This is a genomic window from Streptomyces sp. TLI_053 (assembly GCF_900105395.1).
Lineage (GTDB): Bacteria > Actinomycetota > Actinomycetes > Streptomycetales > Streptomycetaceae > Kitasatospora.
Map to the genome: position 1 here is coordinate 2,415,065 of NZ_LT629775.1, position 12,399 is coordinate 2,427,463.

The following is a 12,399-nucleotide window of genomic DNA, read 5'->3' on the forward strand; positions in this document are numbered from 1 at the left end:
CGGCCGTCAGCCGGACGCCTTGCACCGGACGCCGACCGTCAGTCCCGGCCGGAACGGTCGGAGTGGCCGGAACGGTCGGAACGGGCCGCGCTGTCGGCCGCACCGCCGGCGCCGACCGGGCGCAGGCGGGAGGCGGCGGTGGCGGCGAGCTGGGGCGCGAGCCTGGCCACGTCGCGCGAACCGACCGCGGCGATCAGCGACGGCAGGGCCCAGCGGACCGGCTGCATCCCGCGCAGCCACGCCTGGGCGTAGACGTGCGCGGAGCGCCGGGCGATCCCGGCGGCCAGGCGGTCCACCGCCGGCTCCAGCGGATAGGTCTTGTTGGCCGGCCAGGGCAGCCGGGACCGCATCTGCTTGAGCACCGTGTCCTCGTCGGCCCCGCGCACCATGTCGGTGTCGGTCCAGCTCAGGTAGCCGACACCCACCTTCACGCCCTGGTGGGCCACCTCGGCCCGGATCGCGTGGGCGAACGCCTCGACGCCGGACTTGCTCGCGCAGTAGGCGCTCATCAGCGGCGCCGGGGTCAGCGCGGCCAGCGAGGCGATCTGCAGGAGGTAACCGCGACTCTCGGCGAGCAGGGGCAGGAAGGCCCGGGCGGTGGCCACGCTCCCGAGCAGGTTGACCTCGATCACCCGGCTGAACGCCCGGTGGTCGCTGTCCAGCAGCGGACCGCCGAGGGCGATGCCGGCGTTGGCGACGACGGTGTCGATCCGGCCGTAGTGCGCCTCGATCCGCCCGGCGAGCGCGGTGAGCGCCACGACGTCGGTGACGTCGGCCTCCCAGGCGGTGGCGTCCGGGCCGCACTGTGCGGCGACGGCCTTCAGCTCCTCCGGCTCCAGGCCGACCAGCGCGACCTTGGCGCCGCGCCGGGCGAGGTTGCGGGCCAGGGCGGCGCCGACGCCGCGCGCGGCTCCGGTGACGACGGCGACCTGGGCGGAGAGCGGTGGGGTGGCGGTCATGCGACGGCGGTCCTCTCGGGGTCGGCGGTGGCGGCGGCGGGCTGGTCGGTACCGGCGGCGACGGGCCGGGCCGGGAGGTGGGCGCTCGCCATCCGGTCGATCTCGGCGGCGACCTCGGCCGGCCGCTCGAGCGGCGCCATGTGGCCGACCCCGGGCAGCAGGAGCAGCCCCTGCGGGTCGGTGAGCGCCGCCACCATGCGGTGCGCGTGCACCGGCGGGGTGAGCCGGTCCTCGGCGCCGACCACGACGGCCGTCGGCGCGGCGAGGCGGGCCAGCCCCGGGCGGACGTCCAGCCGGTCCAGCACCCGCGCCCAGTTGGCGCGCACGCCGGTCGGGCAGGCGTGCGCCATCCGGACGGCCACCTCGGTGCGCCCGGCGGGCGCCTGCGCGCCCATGATCGCGTACTTGAGCCCGGCCCGGCTGACCGGTCCGACCGGCCCGAGCGGCAGCCGGGACCGCAGCACCTGCCGGTGCAGGAAGCGGCGCAGCCCCGGCGGGCGGACGGCGTCCGGGACGATCCGCACCTCGGAGAGGAGGTCGGACGGCCCGGTGGAGATCAGGACGGCGGCCGCCGTCCGCGCGGCGACCTCGGGGCGGGCGGCACCCGCCATGACGGTCATGCCGCCCATGCTGTGCCCGGCCAGTACCGCCCGCTCGCCCTCCGGGACCACCCGGGTGAGCACCGCCGACAGGTCCTCGGCCAGTGCGCGGGTGGAGTAGCGGGCCCGGCTCGACGGGATCTCGCTCCGGCCGTGGCCCCGCTGGTCGTAGACCACCACCCGGTAGCGGTCGGCGAGCCGGTGGATCACCGGCGCCCAGAAGTGGGTCGTGCAGGTCCAGCCGTGCGCGAGGAGGACGGTGGGCGCCCCCGGCTGTCCGTGGACCTCGACGTGCAGCCGGGTGCCGTCGGCCGACCGGACGGCCAACTCCTCAGCGGGTACCGGCTGGAGACAGTCGGCGGGGATCGGACGGCGGCTCATGCCATGACCTCCTCGGTCCCGGTGGCGGCCGCGGACGGCCCCGGTTGTGCGGACGATACGGACTTCACGGACGGCCCGGACGACGCGGACGGCACGGACGACGCGGATGGCACGGACGGCACGGACGGCACGGATGATGCGGACGACCCGGACTGAGCGGACTTCGCGGACGGCCCGGACGGCCCGGACGGCGCGGCCCGGTCGTCGCTGCGGAGGATCAGCTCGTACTCGGTCAGGTCCACCCTGCGGGTGGCACGGCGGAACGAGGTGGTCGAACCGGGCCAGAGCACGGTGTTCTTGCCACTCTTGTCCAGGTACCAGCTGCGGCAGCCGCCGGTGCTCCAGACCGTGCGGTCCATCCGGTGCTGGAGTTCGAGGTTCCAGCGCCGCTGCGCCCGGGCGGTGGGCTGCATCGCGGTCGCGCCGATCTCGTCTAGCCGGGTCAGCGCGTCGATCAGGTAGTTGAGCTGGGACTCGATCATCAGGATCATCGAGCTGTTGCCGAGCCCGGTGTTGGGGCCGATGACGAAGAAGAAGTTCGGGAAGCCGTGCACGGTGGACCCGCGCAGGGCCTCCATGCCCTCCTTCCACTTCTCGGCGAAGCTCGTGCCGTCGGCCCCGAACACCCGGGAGCCCATCGGCATGTCGGTGACGTGGAAGCCGGTGCCGAAGACGATCGCGTCCACCTCGTGCTCGCTGCCGTCGGCGGCGACCAGGGTCGAGCCGCGCACCTCGCGCAGTCCGGCGGGGACCACCTCGGTGTTGGCGGCGGCGAGGGCCGGGTAGTAGGTGTTGCTGAGCAGGATCCGCTTGCAGCCGATCCGGTAGTCCGGGGTGAGCCTGGCCCGCAGGGCCGGGTCGGCGACGCCGTCGGCGAGGTGGCGTTCGGCGAGCCGCTGGACCAGCTTGAGCAGGCCGGGCCGCCGGACGAACGCGTCCACCTGGAGCTCGCGCAGGGCGAACAGGGTGCCCCGGCGGGCCTTCGCGGTGATCGGGAAGCGGGTGTGCAGCCGCTTCTCCAGCTCGGTGATCGCCCGGTCCCGGCGCGGCAGGACCCAGGCCGGGGTCCGCTGGAAGACCGTCAGCTTCCCCACCTGCGGCTGGATCGCCGGGACGATCTGGGCGGCGGAGGCCCCGGTGCCGACCATCGCCACACGCTTGCCCTCGAGGGCGAAGTCGTGGTCCCAGCGGGAGGAGTGGAACACCTTGCCGGGGAAGGAGTCCAGGCCCGGAAGGTCGGGGATCTGCGGGTCCGCGAGCGGTCCGGCGGCGGCCACGACGGCGTCGGCGGTCCAGCGGCCGGCCGTCGTGGTGATCTGCCAGCGGGTCCGCTCGACGTCCCAGCGGGCCTCGGTGACTTCGGCGTTGAAGCGCAGGTGGGGGCGGAGGCCGAAGACGTCGGCGACCTTCTCCAGGTACGCGCGGATGTCCGGCTGGCCGGAGAAGCTGCGCGGCCAGTCCGGGTTGGGGGCGAAGGAGAAGGAGTAGAGGTGCGAGGGGACGTCGCAGGCGCAGCCGGGGTAGCTGTTGTCGCGCCAGGTGCCGCCGACCGAGTCGGCGCGCTCCAGGACGACGAAGTCGGTGATGCCGGCGCGGCGCAGCCGGACGCCGGCGCCGAGGCCGCCGAAGCCGGAGCCGATGACGGCGACCCGGACGTGCGGAACCGCCTCCGGTTCGACGGCTCCCGGCTCGGCGGCCTCGGAGGCGACCGCCTCCGACGCGACGACGTCCGGCTCGACCGCCTCCGGCGCGACGGCGTCCGGCTCGACGGCCCCGGGTGCGGTGCGCGACCGGTCCTGGGCGGGCGCCTCGGAGGCTCGGGGGCGGGGGCGCTTGGTGCTGGATGCCATGCGGCGTCCTCCTGGGGGTGGGGGACCGTGGGGCGCACGTCGCCGCTGCTCGGCGCGGCGCGGATCACGCCAACCGTGCCAGCAATCACTGGCACGGTTGGCAGGGTAGCCCTTGTTGACACTTGATGGAAGAAGCCCGACCGCTCCGATCGGGGCGGCGCCGGTCCTATGCTGAGCGCCGTGGACAAGGTCGAAGCTGCCCCCGAGGACAGACAACGCGAGTTCCGGGTGGAGGAGCTGGCCGAAGCGGCCGGGATCACCACCCGTACGCTGCGCTTCTACCGCGAGCGGAAGCTGCTCCAGCCGCCCCGCAAGGAGGGACGCATCGCCTGGTACGGCGAGTCCCACCTGTCCCGGCTGCGGATGATCGCCGAGCTGCTGGACCGCGGCCACACCCTCGGCGGCATCGCCGAACTGATCGGCGCCGGCGAGAGCGGGCGGGACGTCGCCGATCTCATCGGCCTGGAGGCGGCCCTCGTCGCGCCCTGGTCCGACGAGACCGCGGTCCATCTCGACTGGGACGAGCTGAAGGCGGCCTTCGGCGACCAGCTCACCGAGGAGAACACCGCCGAGTCCATCGACCAGGGCTTCATCACCGTCGAGGACGACGGGATCACCCACATCAGCCGCCGCCTGATGGACGCCACCACGGCGCTGGTGGCGGAGGGGGTACCGCTGTCGGTGGTGCTGGCCGCGAGCCGGCGGACCCAGGAGCACGTGACGGCGATAGCCGAGATCTTCACCGCCCTGGTGCGCGAGCACGTGCTCGGCGCGCTGTCCGCCGACACCCCCCTGCCGCCCGGCGAGGCCGCCCGGCTGACGGAGCAGATCCTCCGGATCCGCCCGCTCGCCCGTACGGTCACCGACGCCCAGTTCGCCCTGGCCATGGACCGCCGGGTGCACGCCGAGTACGACGAACTGCTGCGGCAGCGCCTGGAGCACCGGGAGAGCGACTGACGGTCGCGCAGGCGTAACGATCCGTGCCACCGGGCAGGGATCAGCCGCCTCGCCGCCTGCCGCCCGAACGGAGTCGCCCGATGCCCGACGCCCCCGTCCACCGCCGTTCGCTTCCCGCCCCCACCCGCTCCGGCCCCGCCGGGTCCGCCCCCGCCCGCCTCGCCCCGACCCGTCGCGGACTGTTCGTGCTGGCCGCCGGGCTGGCGGCCGGCGCGGCGCTCACCGCCTGCGGGTCCGACGGCCCGGCGGCGGCCGACGGGCCGGGCACGGCGGGAGGCACCGGCACCGGCACCGACACCGACACCGTCGGCACGACCGGCACCCCCCGCACGGTGCGGCACGCCCGCGGCGAGAGCACCGTGCCACCGCGGGCCCGCCGGGTCGTCGTCCTGGACACCGACGCGCTCGACTCCGCCGTCACCCTGGGCCTCATCCCGGTGGGCGCCACCACCGTCGCCGCCGGCGCGCCGCTCCCCGCCTACCTGCCCGCCGAACGCCTCACCGGTGTCAAGGCCGTGGGCGTCATCGGCTCGCCCCAGCTGGAGGTGATCGCCGGTCTCCACCCCGACCTGATCCTCGGCAACCAGGTCCGCGACGACAAGCGCTACGACGAGCTGTCCAGGATCGCGCCGACCGTGCTGAGCAGGACCACCGGACCGGCCTGGAAGGAGAACGTCCGGCTGCACGCCGAGGCGCTCGGGCGCCAGGCGGAGGCGGCGGCCGCCGAACAGGCGTACCGGGCGAAGGCCGCCGAACTGGTCGCCGCACTCGGCGGACCGGAGAAGGCCGCGGCGCTCAAGGTCGGGATGGTCCGGTTCCTCGCCGGCGCGCCCACCCGCCTGTACCTCAACGACACCTTCATCGGCTCGATCCTGCTCGACGTGGGCCTCGGCCGCCCCGCCAACCAGGACAAGCCCGGCTTCTCCCTGGACATCAGCCCCGAGCAGGTCGACCAGGCCGCGGCCGACGTCATCTTCTACTCGGTCTACGGCGACCCGGCGAAGTCCGACCAGGCCAGGATCGTCGGCGGCACGCTGTGGAACGGCCTCGACGCCGTGCGCGGCGGCCGGGTCCACCAGGTCGACGACAACCTCTGGATGCTCGGCATCGGTTACACCGGGGCGGGCCTGATCCTCGATCGGATGCGGCACGACCTCGTCGGCTGACCCCTGCCCACCCGGTCCACGCGGACGCCGAACCCCGAGAGCGCCCCCTGCCCACCCGGTCCACGCGGACGCGGAACCCCAAGAGCGCCCCAAGGACGGGCGGCCCGAAGCGGAGCCCGCGCGCTCCCCGCGTGAAGAAATCGCGGGTCCCGGGCGGCGGGCCGGGCGTGCGGGGCCCCCGGCCCGCGGCAGGCGTTAGGCTCTCCGCTCGGCTGCCGCGCGGACCACTGCGGCGCCGACCGACCCGGGCCGGCGGACGGCCCGCAGCACGGGGGGAACGACGAACATGAGCGACGGAACAGTGCCCGGCCCCGCCGGCGGCACCGTCAACGGCTCCGGGACCGGCGGATCGGCCGGCCAGGACGGCTACCACGTCAATGTGGGCGGCCTGAACGGCGTCGCCGAGCAACTGGGCCGCACGGCCACCGACATCGCCGAGGCCAGGACGGCCTACGCGGGCTCGGTCTGCTACGCGTCCACCGCCTTCGGCGAGTTCGGCGTGGACCGCGCCTGGTCCGCCTTCGACACCGCCTGGTCGAAGGAGATCGGCGTGACCCAGCGCGCGCTGGAGGAGCTGTCCGAGAAGATGGCCACCACCACGGCGAACTACCGCGACACCGAGCACGCCGTCGCCTCCGGCCTGGTGCCCGCCGGCGGCGGCCGGTGAGCAAGGTCAAGGATCTGGAGCACGCGCGGCACAGCATCGAGCAGTTCACGTTCGTGCTGGCCAACCTGCACCTGCTGCAGGGCATCGAGGAGGCGCTCGCCGTCCCGGAGCCGGTCGGCGACCCGGCGGCGGTCCGCACCCGCGCGCAGGACTACGCGAAGGCGGCGGCCTCCTTCGCCAAGGCCACCACCGATCTGTCCGGGGTGGCGGCCCACCAGCTGCCCTCGGTGTGGACGGGCTCGGTCGCCGAGCACGCGACCCAGGCGGTGCACGCCATGTCGGCCGAGACCACGACCTCCAAGGACACCCTGGCCGAGGCCGCCAAGGTGCTCGACGCCTGGGCCAACGACCTGCAGTGGGCGAAGTCCACCGACGCCCAGGGCCGCCAGCAGCTGCACGACGCCGGCGAACGCGCCCGGCACGACCCGGCCGGCTTCGACCAGGGCGCCCGGGAGACGGCGCTGGCCGGCGTCGACGCCCGGCTCGCGGCCGCACGGCGGGCCGAGAGCTGCGGCACCGGCACCGCCGGAAAGCTCGGCCAGCTCGCCGCCCGGGCCCGCGCCGCGCGGGCCGGCGACGGTTCGATCGACCCGCTGGCGGCGGTGGTGCTGGCCACCGAGAAGAACCCCGGCGCGGGCGAGGACGGCGACTACATCCTCACCCCCAACCAGCTGGACCGGGCGAACCAGGTGCTCGGCGTGATGACCGGCGCCGACCAGGCGGCGTTCCGCGCGCTGCTCTCCGGCGCCAGGTCCCCCGAGGAGTCCGCCTACCTGTGGAAGGCGCTGGCGGCCGGGCACCCGGTCGCGGACATCCAGCGGTTCGACGCGCAGATCCACCCGCACGGCGACGATCCGGCCTGGCTGGCCCAGCACCTGGTACCCGCCACGTCCACCGACGACACCCGGCGCGAGTCCTCCGACAACCTCGACGTCACCTACCAGGGGCAGCCGGTCAGCATCGACGGCTACGGCGTCTACTCGCAGCGCAACGTCAGCGACTGCGTGGCCGCCTCCACCGTCATCGCGCAGGCCAAGCTGGACCCGCTGCTGATGTTCCGGCTCACCACCGGCGGCACGCCCGACACCCCCGGGGCCGACTCGCCGGAGAACTTCGGTCAGCGCCTCCAGGAGGCCTACCTCGGCGAGTACCGGGACGGCCAGCGGGCCGACGGCAACAAGAAGGTCTACCCGCAGGTCGACGCCGGGCTCGGCGCCACCGCCCAGACCTACCTCGCCGACAAGGACCTCGGCCGGGCGACCGGCGCCGACTACGAGCACGTCGAGCTGAAGAGCGACGAGGACCGGCGCGCCGCGGTGGCCCGGATCGAGAAGTCCGTCGACGAGGGCCTGCCGGTGCCGATCACCGTCCGCAACGAGGACTCCGGCCACCAGATGATGATCATCGGCCGGGACGGCGACAAGCTCCAGATCTACAACCCGTGGGGCTTCACCTCCTGGGTGACGGAGGAGCAGTTCATCAACAGCCGGCTCGGCGGACTCACCCCCGGCGACCACCCGCTCGACAAGTCGACCGCCCTGGAGCTGCCGAAATGACCACCGTCCGGTCCGATGCCGAGCTGGCGGACCTCGACGTGCCCGCCGCCGTCACCCGCGGTCTGCTGCTGGCCGGCGGTCCGCGCCAGGCCCTGTTCACCGAGGCGGCCATCGCCGCCGCGCACCGCGCCGAAGCGGCGGGCATCGGCCCGTACCCCCTGGGCTTCCTGGCCCGGCACGTGCGGGCCGGCGGCTTCGGGGCCGCGCTCGCGCTGCCCGAGCCGGTGATCGGCGAGCCCGGCACCGCGCTCGTCCGCGGCTGGCTGCGGGCCGCGGCGGCAACCGGGGCCGACGTGGGGCGCGAGCACCTGTTCGCGCGCTGGCTGGCCGAGGTCGCCGCGCTGATCGAACTGCGCCGGGACGCGCGGGCGGGAGGGACGGCGTGAGGAGGCGCACGGCCCGCACCGCCGCCACCACCGCCCTGGCGGCCCTCGTGGTCGGCGCGGGACTGGCAGGGGTGACCGGCTGCTCGTCGAGCGGCTCCGGCGAGGCCGCCCCGGCCGCCCTGCTGGCCCTGCCCCCGACCTCGACGCGGAGGCGGTGGGCGGCGGAAAGCAGCCCGCGTTCGAGCCGAGCGAGGTCCACCTCGCCGTCGGCCGGACGGTCGGCGTGGACGTGCGGGTCGCGCCGCTGCCGCACGGCTGGCGGCTCGTCGACGGGGGCGACACCGCGCTGCTGCGCCGGGACGCGGACAGCAAGCAGAGCACCTGCGCGCCGAACACCGCCGGCTGCGGCCACACCGTCCGCCAGAGCTGGACCGCCACCGCCACCGGGACCACCACGCTCACTTGGCGGTACGTCGACCTCGCGAGCTGCAAGGAGGCGCAGAACCCGGCCTCCTGCCGGGCGCTGGCCGGCAAGGAGGTCCGGGTCACCGTGGGCTGACGGGCCCCGGCGCCCCCGGGTCGCGGAGCCCCGGGACGGCGGTGCCCGGCCGCACGGAACGCGGGTGCCGGGAACGCGGGTGCCGGGAACGCGACGCGGGGCCTACCATCCGATCATGATCGAAGGTACGGCGGTACGGCTGCGCGCCCTGCGCGCGGAGGACGCGGAACACCAGCTCCGCTGGCGCAACGACCCCGAGGTGGTGCGGCTGGCGGCGGCCGGCGACCCGCGTTTCGGCCCGACCACCGCCGAGGCGCTGGCGGACCGCTTCGGCCGGATCCTGCGCCTCGACCCGCGCGAGAGCGGCGTCCTCACCGTGGAGGAGAAGACCGGCGGCCGCCCGATCGGCATGGTCGACTACCGGGGTGTCGACCCGTACGAAGGCGTCGCCGAGGTCGGGATCTTCATCGGCGAACGGGAGTTCTGGGACCACGGTTACGGTTCCGAGGCCCTCGGTCTGCTGGTGGACCACCTGTTCGGGATGTTCCCGCTGAACCGGCTGGAACTGGACACCTGGAGCGGCAACACCCGGGCGGCCCGGGCATTCGCCCGGCTCGGCTTCCAGGAGGAGGGGCGCCGCAGGGACGCCGTGCTGCTCGCCGGGGTCCGCTACGACCGCCTGCTGTTCGGCCTGCTCCGCCGGGAGTGGGAGGCGCGCCGCCGTTCCGCACCGGACGCCCCCGAAGCCACCGGCGCGACCGCCGTCGTCGGGTAGCCGCGGGGTCGCGTCCGCTCCCGGGCGCCGCCGACGGGCACCCTGGACGGGCCGGACCTCGCTGCGGCTCGCCGTGCCGGTGGGCAACACACCCGCCGAGGCGTTGTACCGGCGCAACGGGTTCGCCGACGCGGACGGGGTCCGGGACGAAGGTGCCACCGGGGCGCGGGTGATGGTCGAACAACTTGCCACCGCCGCCCGTCGAGCGTCGTCCCGCCGCACGCCCGGCCCGGCCGCCGGTGACCGCACCCGGTGCGCGAACCCGGCCGCCCCCGGGGCGACATCTGAGCGGAAGCGTCCGTTTCGCGGTCAACCAGGGGTAAAGTCAGCGAGCATGGCCGAATCGACGGTACCGATCCTTCCCTGCCAGACCCTCGCACCGGTGCTCGACTTCTACACCGCACTGGGCTTCGAAGTGACTGACCATCAGCTGAGTCCCGACCCCTACGCGGTCGTCCAACGCGGTGGAATCCAGCTGCACTTCTTCGGCATGCAGCAGTACGACCCGGACGCCAGCCACAGCACCTGCCTGGTCCGCACCGACGACGTGGACGCGCTGCACGCGGCGTTCCAGGAGGGCCTGCGGTCCGCCTACGGGCGGGTGCCGAGCCAGGGCCTGCCCCGGCTGGGGGCGATCGCCGACACGCTCTCCGGCGTACGGGAGTTCCTGATGACCGACCCCGGCGGCAACTGCCTGCGGATCGGCCAGCCGATCCGGGCCGGGCAGCACCACCGCCCGTCCCCCGAGGAGCCGTTCGCGAAGGCGCTGCACCACGCCGCACTGTTCGCCGACGCCCAGGAGGACCCGGCCGCGGCCGCCCGGGTGCTGGACCGGGCACTGGAATCACCGGACGGGCCGCCCGCCCCGGTGCTGCTGTTCCGCATCCTGGCGCTGCGCGCCGACCTGGCGCACCGCCTGGCGGACGGCGCCAGCGCCGAAGCCTTCACCCGGCGGGCGGGCTCGACCGCCGAGGGGCTCACCGCGGAGGAGCGGGAGTCCGTCCGGGACGAGCTCAAGCACCTCGCGGATCTTCCGGCCTGACGCGAACGACCCCGCACGAAGGACGACAACCGACCTACCAGCGACGACGGATGACGGACCGTGAGAAGTCCGCCATCCGTCCACCGGCCCCCGCGCCGCCGCACTGCGCACTGCCGCACCGCCACAGGGGCCGCAGGGCCGCACCGCCGATCGGGGCGGGCGCCCGGAACGCTCAGGACACCCAGAGCCGGGTGCACAGCACCAGCCGGTAGCCGTCCGGATCGGCGACCGTGACACCGTGTTCGTCCCAGTAGGGATTGTGCGAGGGCACCCGCGTACCACCGGCGGCCTCCAGGCGCCGGACCAGCGCCTCGTCCACCGGCACCCCGAGATAGACGACGAAGAGGTCGTCGACGGTGGGCGCGGGTTCGATCGGCCGCTCGGGGTCGTGGGTCAGCTCGAAGTGCCAACCGCCGCCCGGCGGGCCGACCATGAGGAGGTCGTGCTCACCCGGGACGTGGTCGGCGGTGCGCCACAGGACGGCCAGGCCGAGGCCGTCGACGTAGAAGCGCTCGGCCGCCGCGAGATCCCGGGACGGCCTCGCGACGCGGACGTGGATGGTGGAGTCGATCACGACGAGCGAGCCTACCGAGGTGGCCCCGGGTCCGTCGGCGGTCCCTCAGAGCCGCAGCAGGCGCTCCTCGTCCCCCGTGCGGGGACAGGTGACGCAGGCCCGGCCGGGCTCGATCGCGTAGTAGAGGCAGCAGCCGAGGCGGGTCCGGGTGTGGTGGGTGCGGCCGTCCCCCCCGCACAGGACGCGGAAGTCCGCGGCGCCGAGGAGCGGGTCGGTGCGACCGGGGAGCACGGCCGCCGCGGCGGCGACGGCGGCGTCCTCCTCGGCCGGGACCGCCGACCCGGCCGACTCGTCGAGCCGCTTGCCCAGGTACCAGATCGCCGAGGCGAGGTCGTCGGTGACCATGCCCCACAGCGCCCGGGTGCCGCGCCGGGTGGGAGCGGCGAACGCGGCCAGCAGCGGTTCGACGTGGGTGACGACGGCGGCGCGCAGCTCGGCCCGGAGCTCGTCCTCGCCCGGGAGGGTGACGTGGGCGTCCGGGCGCAGCGCGAAATCACCCGTGGGAGCGTGGAACCACAGGTTCGCGCCGTCGATCGACGGGACGCGACCCGCCAGCCGCCAGGGTCCGGCGATCAGCACGCAGACCGACCAGAGGTAGTGGTGCAGCAGCCGGGAGGCGGCGACGTGCGGGCGCGGCGCGGTGCCGTGCCCGGCGGCGACCGGGGCGATCCGCGCGGCCTCGCCGGCCAGCGCCGCGGCCAGCGCGTCCGGATCGGTCGCGAGTTCCACGGCGGAGTACCAGCCGAGCGCACGCGCCGGGGCGGGCTCGTCGGCCGCGAGCAGCCGCACCCGGAGGACCGGGCAGAGGTCGAGCAGCAGCCGGTAGTCGGTGTCCAGCGGATTCGCGGGACGTGGTGCGACGGGCACGGCGGCAGGCAGGGGCGGACCCGAGAAGATCACCGGCACTCCCGAGATCGTGTTAGGTGAGCCTCACCTTATAGGCACTCACCGGCCGGTTCGCGCCACCCCGGCCGTCCGTGCCCCGACTCGCCCGGTACGTACCAATCCAGCCGCGACTTGACTGACTTAGGTATACCTAACCTAATAT

Annotated in this window: 13 protein-coding genes; 8 read left to right on the forward strand and 5 right to left on the reverse strand. The window is 74.7% G+C overall.

All coding sequences use genetic code 11. The annotated features are described in order from the left end of the window. Positions 1-38: 38 nt before the first annotated feature. Genes BLU95_RS09535 through BLU95_RS09545 form a run of 3 tightly spaced genes read right to left on the reverse strand, consistent with a single transcriptional unit; the run spans position 39 to position 3,789 of the window. Positions 39-959 (reverse strand): SDR family oxidoreductase, encoded by a 921-nt coding sequence (locus BLU95_RS09535; protein WP_093859627.1) that lies wholly within the window; start codon positions 957-959, stop codon positions 39-41. After that, entirely contained in the window at positions 956-1,939 is a 984-nt protein-coding gene (locus tag BLU95_RS09540) for an alpha/beta fold hydrolase (RefSeq protein WP_093859628.1), read from the reverse strand. The genes BLU95_RS09535 and BLU95_RS09540 overlap by 4 nt, the downstream gene beginning before the upstream one ends. Then, positions 1,936-3,789: a flavin-containing monooxygenase gene (locus BLU95_RS09545; protein ID WP_231978493.1), complete on the reverse strand. Its 1,854-nt coding sequence runs from the start codon at positions 3,787-3,789 to the stop codon at positions 1,936-1,938. The genes BLU95_RS09540 and BLU95_RS09545 overlap by 4 nt, the downstream gene beginning before the upstream one ends. A gap of 168 nt (positions 3,790-3,957) precedes the next feature. On the opposite strand from BLU95_RS09545, the gene BLU95_RS09550 reads away from it, so the two are divergent. From BLU95_RS09550 to BLU95_RS09585, 8 genes are all read left to right on the forward strand, one after another. Next, positions 3,958-4,746, forward strand: a complete 789-nt coding sequence (locus tag BLU95_RS09550; RefSeq protein ID WP_093859629.1) for a MerR family transcriptional regulator — start codon at positions 3,958-3,960, stop codon at positions 4,744-4,746. Between the two features lie 80 nt (positions 4,747-4,826). Next, positions 4,827-5,912 (forward strand): ABC transporter substrate-binding protein, encoded by a 1,086-nt coding sequence (locus BLU95_RS09555; protein WP_093859630.1) that lies wholly within the window; start codon positions 4,827-4,829, stop codon positions 5,910-5,912. A gap of 286 nt (positions 5,913-6,198) precedes the next feature. Further along, positions 6,199-6,579: a type VII secretion target gene (locus BLU95_RS09560; RefSeq protein WP_093859631.1), complete on the forward strand. Its 381-nt coding sequence runs from the start codon at positions 6,199-6,201 to the stop codon at positions 6,577-6,579. After that, a complete protein-coding gene (locus tag BLU95_RS09565) occupies positions 6,576-8,135 on the forward strand; it encodes a hypothetical protein (protein WP_093859632.1) in 1,560 nt (519 codons plus the stop codon). Before BLU95_RS09560 ends, BLU95_RS09565 begins: the two co-directional genes overlap by 4 nt. Continuing rightward, positions 8,132-8,521, forward strand: a complete 390-nt coding sequence (locus tag BLU95_RS09570; RefSeq protein ID WP_093859633.1) for a hypothetical protein — start codon at positions 8,132-8,134, stop codon at positions 8,519-8,521. The genes BLU95_RS09565 and BLU95_RS09570 overlap by 4 nt, the downstream gene beginning before the upstream one ends. Before the next feature lie 154 nt (positions 8,522-8,675). Beyond that, positions 8,676-9,020, forward strand: a complete 345-nt coding sequence (locus tag BLU95_RS09575; RefSeq protein WP_093859634.1) for a hypothetical protein — start codon at positions 8,676-8,678, stop codon at positions 9,018-9,020. A gap of 115 nt (positions 9,021-9,135) precedes the next feature. Beyond that, on the forward strand, positions 9,136-9,735 hold the full coding sequence (locus BLU95_RS09580) for a GNAT family N-acetyltransferase (RefSeq protein ID WP_093859635.1): 600 nt from the start codon (positions 9,136-9,138) through the stop codon (positions 9,733-9,735). Positions 9,736-10,069: 334 nt separating this feature from the next. Next, positions 10,070-10,777, forward strand: a complete 708-nt coding sequence (locus tag BLU95_RS09585; RefSeq protein WP_093859636.1) for a bleomycin resistance protein — start codon at positions 10,070-10,072, stop codon at positions 10,775-10,777. Between the two features lie 172 nt (positions 10,778-10,949). Here the strand turns inward: BLU95_RS09585 and BLU95_RS09590 are convergent, their stop codons facing one another. Continuing rightward, positions 10,950-11,351: a VOC family protein gene (locus BLU95_RS09590; protein WP_093859637.1), complete on the reverse strand. Its 402-nt coding sequence runs from the start codon at positions 11,349-11,351 to the stop codon at positions 10,950-10,952. Between the two features lie 45 nt (positions 11,352-11,396). Continuing rightward, complete coding sequence (locus BLU95_RS09595; protein WP_231978495.1) at positions 11,397-12,218, reverse strand: (2Fe-2S)-binding protein; 822 nt, start codon at positions 12,216-12,218, stop codon at positions 11,397-11,399. Between the last annotated feature and the right edge of the window lie 181 nt (positions 12,219-12,399).